Source organism: Xanthomonas melonis, from assembly GCF_020783655.1.
GTDB lineage: Bacteria > Pseudomonadota > Gammaproteobacteria > Xanthomonadales > Xanthomonadaceae > Xanthomonas > Xanthomonas melonis.
The window spans coordinates 1-10892 of sequence record NZ_JAJGQH010000029.1 but is presented as its reverse complement, the minus strand read 5'-3'; the positions used below and the strand labels follow the sequence as shown (position 1 = coordinate 10892).

9 protein-coding genes are annotated in these 10892 nt (G+C 60.8%); 7 read left to right on the top strand and 2 right to left on the bottom strand.

The annotated features are described in order from the left end of the window. The first annotated feature begins 250 nt into the window (after positions 1–250). Positions 251–2512 carry a mechanosensitive ion channel family protein gene (locus tag LL964_RS19945; RefSeq protein WP_167395465.1) on the top strand — a complete coding sequence of 754 codons (2262 nt, stop codon included), beginning with the start codon at positions 251–253 and terminating at the stop codon, positions 2510–2512. Positions 2513–2651: 139 nt separating this feature from the next. Further along, positions 2652–3338, top strand: a complete 687-nt coding sequence (locus LL964_RS19940) for a MipA/OmpV family protein (RefSeq protein WP_167395464.1) — start codon at positions 2652–2654, stop codon at positions 3336–3338. Positions 3339–3430: 92 nt separating this feature from the next. On the opposite strand, the gene LL964_RS19935 is transcribed toward LL964_RS19940, so the two are convergent. Beyond that, positions 3431–3829 carry an EF-hand domain-containing protein gene (locus tag LL964_RS19935; protein ID WP_104588966.1) on the bottom strand — a complete coding sequence of 133 codons (399 nt, stop codon included), beginning with the start codon at positions 3827–3829 and terminating at the stop codon, positions 3431–3433. A 21-nt stretch (positions 3830–3850) separates the two neighbouring features. Next, positions 3851–4210: a glycine zipper 2TM domain-containing protein gene (locus tag LL964_RS19930; RefSeq protein WP_104588965.1), complete on the bottom strand. Its 360-nt coding sequence runs from the start codon at positions 4208–4210 to the stop codon at positions 3851–3853. Positions 4211–4440: 230 nt separating this feature from the next. Here LL964_RS19930 and LL964_RS19925 point away from each other — a divergent pair, with 230 nt between their 5' ends. The 5 genes from LL964_RS19925 to LL964_RS19905 all read left to right on the top strand — a co-directional run bounded on the left by LL964_RS19925 (position 4441) and on the right by LL964_RS19905 (position 10547). After that, a complete protein-coding gene (locus LL964_RS19925; protein ID WP_167395463.1) occupies positions 4441–5796 on the top strand; it encodes a sensor histidine kinase in 1356 nt (451 codons plus the stop codon). Further along, positions 5793–6467, top strand: a complete 675-nt coding sequence (locus tag LL964_RS19920; protein WP_104588963.1) for a response regulator — start codon at positions 5793–5795, stop codon at positions 6465–6467. Before LL964_RS19925 ends, LL964_RS19920 begins: the two co-directional genes overlap by 4 nt. Before the next feature lie 207 nt (positions 6468–6674). After that, positions 6675–7451, top strand: coding sequence for an SDR family NAD(P)-dependent oxidoreductase (locus LL964_RS19915; RefSeq protein WP_208621499.1), 777 nt, complete (start codon positions 6675–6677; stop codon positions 7449–7451). Next, positions 7444–9801, top strand: coding sequence for a membrane-bound PQQ-dependent dehydrogenase, glucose/quinate/shikimate family (locus tag LL964_RS19910; RefSeq protein ID WP_228329514.1), 2358 nt, complete (start codon positions 7444–7446; stop codon positions 9799–9801). Before LL964_RS19915 ends, LL964_RS19910 begins: the two co-directional genes overlap by 8 nt. A gap of 581 nt (positions 9802–10382) precedes the next feature. Continuing rightward, positions 10383–10547, top strand: coding sequence for a hypothetical protein (locus LL964_RS19905; RefSeq protein ID WP_167395462.1), 165 nt, complete (start codon positions 10383–10385; stop codon positions 10545–10547). Positions 10548–10892 lie beyond the last annotated feature (345 nt).

The window sequence follows — 10892 nt, the reverse complement described above, 5'->3', positions numbered from 1 at the left end:
GGTTCAACAATCGCCGCTTGCTTGAGCCGATCGGCAGCATCCCACCGGCCGAGGCCGAAGCCAACTATTATTCCAAATCCAAGCAACCCAACGAGTCCGCCATGTCGGCGTGACTCAAACCAAGGAGTCTCCGGGAAAGCCGGGGCGGTTCAGACGTAAGGTTGCCTCAAGCTGGGGACCTCATCCTTACGGGATGATACATGCTCGCTCTGGGCTGGTAGCCCGTTCACGTGTGCTGTTGATCTCAGCCATGTTCCTGCTCCCGGCGCTGTCCGGAACGGTATCGGCAGTCGAGCCGCCGCCGAGCGATCAATGGTCTGCTGCGGTTGAGGCCCTTGAATCGCGCACTGCCACCGTGGAGGGCGTCAGCGCTTCTGATTCGGAGTCTCGGGACGCCAAACTGGCGGGACTGCGCGCCCTGGCCGATGAGGCCAACTCCCTTGGCGGCATGCTGGAGCGGCCTATCGCCCAAGCAAAGGAGCGAGTGGCGCAACTTGGAGACTCGCCATCGGGCAGCCTCGACCCCGCCATCAAGGCCCAAGCAGACAAGCTTGAGGGTGAATTGACGACCCTGGAGGACCTGAAAAAGCGGGTATCGCTCGTGGCGCTGTCGGCCGAGCAGGAGCTGACAACGGCGGCACAAGCCCAAGCAGCTGCACTGGGGCAGGAACTGTTTTCGAGAAGCGCTTCTCCATTCTCCCGCGAGCTCTGGCAGCCCGCGCTGGAAAACGCCCCTGCCGTGCTCAGTCCATCGCCGTCAGGCTTGGTGCACCAAGAAAGCAGCACCAGCTCCCTAAACGGCACTGCGGCGACCATTCTTTGGGCCGGGCTCGTCGGTTTGGTGTGGGCAGGCGCCGCGCTGTTGCTCCGCTTGGCCCGCGCTTGGGCGCTGCGCAGCGAAGTAGCCACTCGGCCGTTTGCAAACGCAATGAGCGCAACTGCGCTCCTAGCACTCTTCATGGCGCCGTCCCTTCAGGCCTATGGGTCACTTGAGCCGCTGCTGAGCCAATGGGGACTGAGCTTGCCGTATCAGGCAATCTGGATGGCCATCGCAACCGGCCTGCTGCTGACGATCCTGGTGGCCGGCTTGGCTCGGGCCGTTCTCCAGCCACGCAACCCCGAGCTTGCCCTGTTCAGCATGCAAGCAAGGACCTCAAAGCGCGGATGGGCAGCGTCGGTCTGGATAGGCGCGGCGATGGGCATCGGCATAGGGTGCGAACAGCTGGTCGCCCGCCTGGCTCTGCAAGACGATCTCGCGTTGCCTTTGCAGGCACTGGGTGCTTTCTGCTCTGTCTCTCTTGTCCTGGTTGCGCTGCTCCTACTGAGGCGCATCCGCCTGAGGCCACCGTCCACTGACGGAAACGAAGATGCACTCGACCCAGTAGCCCTTGTGATCGGCGCTGCTTGGCTGGCGTGCCTGGTCATTCTCTTCAGCGGAACGTTCGGCTACATCGTGCTCGCCAACTGGATCGCCCAGTGGCTGATTTGGGGAGCCGTGGTGGGCGCCAGCGCGCTCTTCGTCATGACCTTGGTTGATCGTTCGGTTCGCTACATCCTGGAGGTCAAGCGTCCTCAGCGCCGCGGTGAGCAATCGCCTTCGCGTCGCGTCCGCCAATTCTCAGTCATCCTCTCCGCCGCGCTGCGAACCACAGTGGTTCTGCTCGCTTGCGGCGCTCTTTTCATGCCATTCGGCGCTGGGTTCACGTCCGTTCTTGAGCTCACCGGCAAGCTCGCGGCGGGCGTCCAGATTGGAGAAATCCGGATCTCAGCAGCGTCTGTGCTCACGGGCCTCTTGGTGTTTGCCGGCGTGGCTTTCTTGCTGAGAGTATTTCGAGGCTGGTTGGAAAATACCTATCTCCCCACCACCCGTTTGGCACAGGACGCGCGCGACTCCATTACCACCATCGTTGGCTACCTGGGCACCGCAGCAGCCGTGTTGTGGGCACTCGCCGCCGTGGGTGTCGGGGTCGACAAGCTGGCAATCCTTGCAAGCGCACTCTCCGTGGGCATCGGCTTCGGCCTCCAGGCGATCACACAGAACTTCGTGTCAGGCCTGATCTTGCTGGTCGAACGCCCCATCAAACTGGGTGACCGCATCAAGATCGGCGACGCTGAAGGCACGGTGAGAAAGGTCAGCGTTCGGTCCACCGTCATTCGGCTTGTCGACCAGTCCACTGTCATCGTCCCAAACTCGGAGCTGATCACCAAGCCCGTGCAGAACCTGAGTCAGCAGTTCTCAAGACCCAAGCTGGAGCTGACGGTTGCCGTCGATGTCACCGAAAACCTTCAAGACACGCTCGATATGGTGGCCCGAGAGCTGAGCGACAACAGGCTCGCCCTGACCATTCCCGCACCTATCGTCGAGTTGATCAGCGTTGACGAGCACAAGGCGGTGCTTCGTTGCCAGATGCACCTCAAGCCTCAATCCAACGCAGCGGATCAGCGCGTCCAGTTAATTCTGGCCATACGACAGCGCCTGGGCCAAGACAACATCAAGTGCGCCATCTCCTAACGGTCGGCCATCGCCATCGCAGTCACCTCTCTCTCCACGCAAGACACTTCTGAAAATGATCAAACCCTGCACCTCCAGCCGGCACCCGTCGCTTCGCTCTACGCTTGCCGTTGTACTAACAGCACTTGCCTCACTTCCCATGACCGCGATGGCAGATGCATCCCTCGGCGTCGCCGTTGCTCAATCGTCGCAGCCCTATCGAAGCTACGAAAATGACACCATCCCCGCGCCGATTCTCAGCTGGGAAGGGAACCGCTTTTTCTTCCGCGGAACCACTCTTGGCATGAAAGTCAGTGAGGGCAAAACCAGTTCGCTTTCACTGACCGCCTCGCCCTTGCTCAACCGCTATCGCCCCGAGGATTCCTCGGACTGGCGCATGCGTCAGCTGGACAAACGCCGCTTCCTCGCAACTGCTGGCATCGAATGGAGGCTGATGGGAGGGTGGGGAATAATGAACGCGAAGGCAGAGGCGGAGGTCACGGGCGTTGGTGGGGTATTCGGCGATCTGAAATACAGCTACCCGCTTAGCGCCGGAGCAGTGACCCTCCTGCCCGAGATCGGCGCAACCTATCAGAGCGAAGAGATCGTGCGCCACTACTATCGGGTCTCTCCCTCAGAGGCGCGGCGCTCTGGGTTCGCATCCTACAATCCCGGCGATGCAGTGACGCCCTATTTCGGCGTCACTGCCCTTCTTCCACTGGGTGAAAGGTGGACAGCGACCGGGAGTCTGCGGCGCACGGTGCTCAGCGACAGCATCACCGACAGCCCGATGACAAACTCTGATCACCTGGATGCGATTGTCCTGGGCCTCTCTCGCCGCTTCTGAGTCGAATAAAAAAATGGGCTCGCGATGCGAGCCCATTCCATACCGCTATGAGTTGCCTAGTGTACAGCCCGCTGACGAGGAAGGCGTTTGGATCAGTTTCCAGAGGCGCGCACTGCTTCGGCGGTGGCGTCTGCCTCAACCTGCAACGCGCCGACAAGCGCGGCACCCAGCTCTTCACGACTAATCTTGCCGTCGCCATTGGCGTCGATGGCGCCAAAGTTGTCGCTCAACTGTTCATTGATACGCGCTTCCCGCTTGTCGATGAAGCCGTCACCGTTTGCATCGGCAGCAGCGAAGGCGGTTTCGAAGGCTGCTCGCTGAACCTGCATGCGCTTAAGCATAAAGGTATCGAACTCAAGCCGGCTGATCTGCCGATCACCGTTGGTGTCCATCGCGCTGAACGCGCTTTCCACGTATCGCTGTACCGGGTCCGACTGTGCCTGAGCTGCACCTGCAGCGCCCACCAGCATCAAAGCAATCGCATATTTCATAACTCACCTAACTCCTGTAGTTCAGCGGCCGCGGTAGCGGCGGTCTCGTTCACGTTCCCAACGGCGGCGGTCCTGTTCCCGTTGCCAGCGGCTACGGTCATCTCCGTCCCAGCGGCGGTCATGCTCCCAGCGGCGGTCCCGGTCGCGGTCTTTGGTCGTGACATTGCCCACGGTGCCGCCAGCCAAAGCGCCGCCTACGGTGGCCCAAGGATCGCCACCCGACAGCAACGACCCGCTCAGGCCGCCGACAACGGCGCCAATTACTGTCCGCTTTTCCTTCTTGGACATTGCCGACGCATCCGCCGGTGCCATCGCAGCGCCAAAGCCAACCGCGATGGCTAAGGCCAGCGCGGGCCCAGAAATCGCAGCGTGTATTTTCATAACGTTCTCCAGAGGGGATTTGAAATCGGCCGACTTCGCTACATGCGATGTGGCCAACGAATTCAGGTTAGAAAACGAAGCTTGCCGAAACCTTGAGCCTACTCTCTGAGTAGCTCCCTATTCATACTTCAGCTGGGTCTGCGAAGACCCGTCCACGCGAGCTACCCTCAACGTCAGTGCGAAAGGGCCCGTATCCTCCAGTGCATCCAACTCCGTCCATCTCTATGTTCATGAAATCCCTTGGTTCTCAGCTCTCTTGGCGAGTGGGCGGAATTCAACTTCTTACTTTCGTGTTGTCCTTGGCCATGCTGATGGCGCTGACGTGGACTCCGGCTGTTTTCTCTGTTCCAACTCAGCTCGCAGAATCGATTGCGCGAGCCTCGAACGTAGAACATGGCCAGCTCGTAGTGCGTAGGGACGCTCTCCCAGATGCTCTTGCCACTGGGAGAACCGGCGCCTGGCTGATCGTCAGGGGACCGTCTGGGCAGGAGCAAGTCCTGGGCACCGTTCCGAGCGATCTTGCTGGCCTTGCAGCACGCCTGGATGAGCTGGAGGAAACCCAGATTCGCAGCAACAAGAGCCGACTGGCGGCGGCGGTATCCGTGGACCGCCGATCAGAGGGCGCTTATCGCGTAATGGTGGGCGGCATTCCACAGCAGGGCGTCGCTGACACGCTGCTCATCGTCGGCAAGTTCATCTTTCTGCCAATGTTTCTGCCGGTTGTGCTTGTGTCGTGCCTGATCATCCCTTGGGTCATTCGACGCAGGCTGCGGGGCATTCGTCGCTTGGCGGACCAAGCTGAGACCATTGATCTTGATCAGAGGGGCGCAGCGTTGCAATTCGAGGACCTACCTGAGGAAGTGCGGCCCCTTGTGCGTTCGTTCAATGCTGCCCTCACCAGAATATGGGAGGCTTCGGCGACGCGTGATCGTTTCCTTGCTGACGCTGCGCACGAGTTGAGAATGCCCATGGCTGTGCTGGGTGCGCGGTTGAGTTCCCTGCCTCACAGCAAGGAAAAGTTGCGGCTGGTGAATGATCTGTGTCGTCTTGAGACCATCGCCGAACAGTTGCTTGACCTTCAACGGCTTAACAGTCCCAACGAGCGCTTCCAAACCGTGGACCTGGTAAGCCTGTGCGAATCGCTTGCAGCGGAAGTAGCTCCAATGATCGTCGAGCACGGATACGAGTTCAGCTTCGAGGCGCCCGACACGGATGTCCCTATCAAGGGCGATGCCGGCGCACTTGAGCGCATGCTCAAGAACTTGTTGCAGAATGCCATGATTCACGGCGGTCAGCGGGGCACCATTACCCTGGAGGTACAACCCACCGCGCGAGTCAGGGTGTCCGATAGCGGTCCAGGCGTTCCGGAGGAGGAGCGAAATCGCATTTTCTCGCCGTTCTACCGATTGAATAAGTCGGCCAGCGGCAGCGGTCTTGGCCTTCACTTGGCCAGCGAGGTTGCCAACAAGCACGGGGGCCGGATTCGGGTCACAGACTCTCCGACTGGTGGCGCCAGCTTCGAGGTCACCTTGCCATTGAAGGCCAAGGCCACGGTCTCCAGCTCCAGCCAAGGTACAAGCGCATGAGAATTCTTCTTGCAGAAGACGACGAACCATTTGCTGAGGCGCTGATCGATGCGCTGACGAAGCAAGGCTTGGCTGTGGACAGGACCCGCACCGTGGCCGAGACCGAGCACGCGGTGCAACAAGCCGAGTACCGTCTCCTGCTCCTTGACCGTCAGCTGCCCGATGGGGACGGTGCCACTCTGGTGCCCAAGGTCAGGGCCTCCCAAGTGGACCTGCCTATTCTGATCCTCACCGCCATGCACTTGGTCACTGACAAAGTCGAGGGATTGGATGCGGGAGCGGACGACTACCTTGCCAAGCCGTTCGACATGGCGGAGCTGATGGCGCGCATTCGCGCCCTCATCCGACGCCCGGCTCGGATGGCGCCGGCAATGGTGCTCGGAGACCTTGCCTTCGATTTCGAGTCCAAGCAGGCGTTTGTGAGGGGCGCCGAGCTGAAACTGCCAAGGAGGCAGATCCTCGCCTTGGAGGCGCTTTGCTTCCGGCAGGGCAGAACGGTGCGCCGAGCCTCGCTCGAGCAATCCGTCTACGGCTTGAACGACCACGTCGAGTCCAATGCGCTGGAGTCGCATATCTCACGGCTTCGCAAAGCACTGGTCGGATCTGGCGTAGACATTCACACCATCCGGGGCATCGGGTATGTGCTTAAGCAGTCCGCGCCGGAAGACTGAGTCAGGGGGCCACGACTGAACGCATCTTTCACGCCTCGATCTCCTCTCGGTCACGGAGCTGTCCGGTCCTTAGCGAAGCAGGCCGCCACGGACGATCCTCAAGGTTTCCTCAAGGTTTGGCTCGCATGCTCCGGGCTGTGGTCGCGGCGGCCGTCCTGGTCTTTCTCTCCTCATGGGATCCGCCGCGCTCACGCCCCTTTCTGAAGGATGAGCAAGATGCGTGGACTTGAAGGGAAAAACTACTTGGTAGTGGGCGGCGCCCACGGTATTGGCGCCGCTACCGCGAAACGCTTGGCCGGAGAAGGCGCACGCGTAGCTGTCGGTGACTACGACCTAGCGGGCGCAGAAACGGTTGCTCAAGCAATCCGAGACAGCGGCGGGCATGCCGACGCGTTCCACTTTGACCTCCGCGACGAGAGGTCGATCGTAGGCCTTGTAGAGGACGCGGTCGCAGCGTTGGGCAGCCTTAACGGTGTGGCCAACATCGCCGCTGACACGCGGGCGGAGTCGGGCGAAGACGTGAGCGTCGCCGACATGGAGCCAGTGACTTGGATGGGCATCTTGAATGCCAATCTCACCAGCTACGCTTTGGTTATCCGCAGCGCGCTTCCCCACCTTCTGGCCGCCGGCGGCGGCAGCATTGTGAACACCACCAGTGACAGCACCAAGGCTGGAGAAAAGGTGAGGCCGGCCTACGCTGCATCCAAGGCAGGCATTAACACGCTTACACGCCACGTTGCTTCCACTTGGGGCAAGCAGGGCATTCGCTGCAACTCAGTCAGCCCCGGCCTAGTGCTCTCGGATACCGCCAAAGACTCGCTGTCAGACGATTTCCGCAAGCACGTGCTCGATGCGCTTCCCCTGCCACGACTCGGCGATCCGGCTGACGTCGCCGGTGCCATCGCGTTTTTGCTGTCAGACGACGCCGCTTGGGTGACCGGCCAGGTGTGGGCCATCAACGGAGGCGGCGGTTACCGTGATTGAGCCGGTTGAACAGTTGTATGAAAGGATGCGCAGGCAGATCATGCTACTGCGGATTGCTGGGGTTGTCTTCGGAATCGCCTCGGTCCCGCTACTCATAGGCGGTGCCTACCTGGCTAGCCTGGGAGGCAGCTTCTACTACCTCATCTGCGGTGCTTTCCTGGCGGCCATTGGTGTTGAGCTCTGCCGTCAGAAGCCGGGCACGTTGATACTCTTTGCAGTGCTGGCGGTGGGCACACTCGCGTGGGCATTTTGGGAAGTGGGCTTGGACTTTTGGCAACTCGTGCCGCGCTTAACCCCGCTGATGGTGATTGGCCTGGTCCTCGGCCTGCTTACCCCACTGCTGAAGCACTCTTGGCGCCGGACTGGGTTGAGCGTGGCGGGAGCCTCGTTGGTGCTGGGTCTGCTGACCATCGGTGCGATGTTCTTCCCGCACGGGGTCATCTCCCCAGATGACGCCGCGCCCCGTAGAACTGTAGATGGGTCCAGTCCGTCACGGTGGCAGTTCTTCGGTCGAGACGGGTCCGGCTCACGCTTCGGACCTGAGAGCCAGATCACTCGGGAAAACGTGTCGACGCTTAAAACCGCTTGGACGTACCGCACTGGCGATGCCGGCACGCCGGGGTCCGAGTATCAAGTCACACCTACGCAGATCGGCGATACGCTCTACCTATGTACGCCGCTGAATCGCGTGATCGCCCTGGATGCGGATACGGGCGAAGAGCGGTGGTCGTTTGATCCGAAGGTGCCGAACAACCAGATCTGGAACCGATGCCGGGGTGTCGGCTACTTCGAGTCCACCTCCGTGGCCGCCGGTGATGCCTGCCATGCGCGGGTCGTGGTCACCACACTGGATGGCCGGCTGATCCAGGTGGACGCCCGCGACGGGAACGTGTGCCCTGCCTTTGGCACCGACGGGGTGGTCGACCTCAAGAAGCAGATGGGCGACATCCCGCCAACCTTCTATCAGCCCACCTCCATGCCTACGGTTGCTGGCGGGCTGATCATTGTCGGCGGGTGGGTGTTTGACAACATCGGCGTGGACATGCCCTCCGGCGTGGTGCGCGCCTTCGATGCAGAGAACGGAGCACTGGTCTGGGCATGGGATGTGGGCCGCCCCAAGGATCAGCTGCCGACCTCTGGCGAGGTCTTCACCCGCTCGACGCCGAACATGTGGTCCACCCCGGCGGTGGATGAGAGCCTGGGACTGGTCTATCTGCCAACAGGCAACCAGACGCCGGACTACTGGGGTGCAGATCGCCTTGATGGGTCCGAGCGCGTGTCTTCTTCCATCGTCGCGCTCGATCTGAAAACCGGCCAAGAACGCTGGGTGTTCCAGACGGTGCACCACGACATTTGGGATCTGGATGTGGCGCCACAGCCGGCGCTCTACGACATCCCACAAGGCGGTGGTGCCACCGTGCCGGTCATCGTTCAGGCTACCAAGCGAGGCCAGATATTCGTTCTGGACCGTCGCGACGGCAAGCCCGTGTTTCCGGTAGAAGAGCTTCCCGTCCCACAGCGGCATCAGAAGCCGGATCGGGTGTCGCCGACGCAGCCCTATTCAACGGGAGTTGCGGCCATCGGTGCGGAGCCACTGACCGAACGCCGTATGTGGGGCGTCACGCTGTTTGATCAGATGCTTTGTCGAATTATGTTCAAGCGGATGCGGTATGACGGCGACTTCACGGCGCCTTCGACCGAACCCACGCTTTTCTTCCCGGGTAACTTCGGCGGCATGAACTGGGGCGGCGTGTCCATCGATGGCGGCAACGACATGCTGATCGTCAATGATATCCGCATGCCTCAGGGACTGAAGCTGATCGAACAGCGCGAGGGAAAAGTTGAGCCCAGCGCCAAGCACGGCACAGGACTCCAGCCGCAGCTCGGCGCCCCTTACGCGGCCGAGGGCCTTGATGTGAACTCCCCGCTCGGCATCCCCTGCATTGCCCCACCCTGGGGCACATTGTCGGGCGTGGACATGAAGACGGGAAAGCTGGTTTGGCAACGCCCTGCAGGGACCGTGAAAGACGTGAAGCTCGGTCCGATAAAGGTGGGCCTGCCCATCCCACTGGGCCTGCCCACGCTTGGTGGGCCGCTGACCACTGGTTCCGGACTGGCCTTCTACGCCGGCACACAGGACTACTACCTGCGCGCGATGGACAGTGCTACGGGTGAGGAACTCTGGAAGGGACGCATGCCCGTTGGCGCCCAGGCAGCACCCATGACCTACACCTCGCCGAAAACCAGTCGGCAATACGTGGTCATCGTGGCGGGTGGAGCGAGGCAGTCTCCTGACCGGGGAGATTATGTGATTGCTTATTCGCTACCACTATCGCGCGGGGCAGAGTAGATCTACGACGTTGGAATGGGAGCGGCAGCTTTGCTTTTGCGTCCCGGCTTACTTGGCGTGACCCCATTCCACTGTCGACTTAGGTCCAACAAGACGCCACCGAAGGGGCCGGAGAACGTAAGCAGCATTGCCGTTGTCCTTGACGTGGGCCAGAACTGTGATTCGAATGTCTGCTTCTGGCCGAAAGCAGACAACAACCCCCGGCTCCATTCCACGCTGGGCTACGGCTTGCCCGCTGGCTACAAACGGGGCGCAGCTTGAAACGCCCTATCCGGGTGTCTACGGAAACTTGACAGCGGCTCTTCCTTCTGGCGCGGCGATGGCCGTTTGGCGGTCGGCTCCGGATAGCGGTCATCCCTGTTTTCGCCATCGGCCAGGCAGCGTGCAGGGCTTTCTGGGCAAGCCCCAGCCTTGCGGTCTGTGGCATCATCGAGCTTGGTCGTGCGGCTCACTCGGCGGAAATGACCAAAGCGGTAGTTGGCTGGCCAACCCCACTTAACAAGTCAATTAAGTTGAAGTTTCTTCCAGTGCGGCTTAGTTATGGCGCTAAGCATTTGCACCACATATCAAGGAGTTAAAGGATGAGCTTTACCATTACCAACCCCTTCACAGGTAAGCCGCTGGAAAAAGCGCCAGATGGAACATCTTTGAAGGATGTTAGTTTTGAAACCAAGGAGGAGGCTCTGCAGTTCTTTAAAGATCACGGTGGAAACCCTGTGGAAATGGTTGAGGTTCCAGGTAAATAAGGCCAGCGCTACCTTCCAGCCGACCGCCTGCGGCGGCGACTGAACTCTGACGTCTGCCCGAAACCGGACGCCCTGAGAACCATAGAACGCTACCGACAACGCCACCGCCTCTGTCGACCGGAGCCTTTCGCTCTACCGGGGCGGGGTCGTTGCGCCAGGGGGAGTGCCTGGTTCCGACTCAAGCCGGACATTTGCATGCCTATTGGGCGAGGTCTGCATCGGGCGTGAACCGCCCCGGCTTTCCCGGAGGCCCCTTGGTTTGAGTCATGCCGACATGGCGGACTCGTTGGGTTGTTTGTGTTTGGAATAATAGTTGGCTTCGGCCTCGGCCGGTGGGATGCTGCC

Excerpts from the sequence above, each read along its gene's own strand:
- LL964_RS19915 (WP_208621499.1), top strand. The coding sequence starts at position 6,675 with ATGAGCAAGATGCGTGGACTTGAAGGGAAAAACTACTTGGTAGTGGGC.
- LL964_RS19925 (WP_167395463.1), top strand. The coding sequence starts at position 4,441 with ATGAAATCCCTTGGTTCTCAGCTCTCTTGGCGAGTGGGCGGAATTCAA.
- LL964_RS19945 (WP_167395465.1), top strand. The coding sequence starts at position 251 with ATGTTCCTGCTCCCGGCGCTGTCCGGAACGGTATCGGCAGTCGAGCCG.
- LL964_RS19920 (WP_104588963.1), top strand. The coding sequence starts at position 5,793 with ATGAGAATTCTTCTTGCAGAAGACGACGAACCATTTGCTGAGGCGCTG.
- LL964_RS19935 (WP_104588966.1), bottom strand. The coding sequence starts at position 3,829 with ATGAAATATGCGATTGCTTTGATGCTGGTGGGCGCTGCAGGTGCAGCT.
- LL964_RS19940 (WP_167395464.1), top strand. The coding sequence starts at position 2,652 with ATGACCGCGATGGCAGATGCATCCCTCGGCGTCGCCGTTGCTCAATCG.
- LL964_RS19930 (WP_104588965.1), bottom strand. The coding sequence starts at position 4,210 with ATGAAAATACACGCTGCGATTTCTGGGCCCGCGCTGGCCTTAGCCATC.
- LL964_RS19905 (WP_167395462.1), top strand. The coding sequence starts at position 10,383 with ATGAGCTTTACCATTACCAACCCCTTCACAGGTAAGCCGCTGGAAAAA.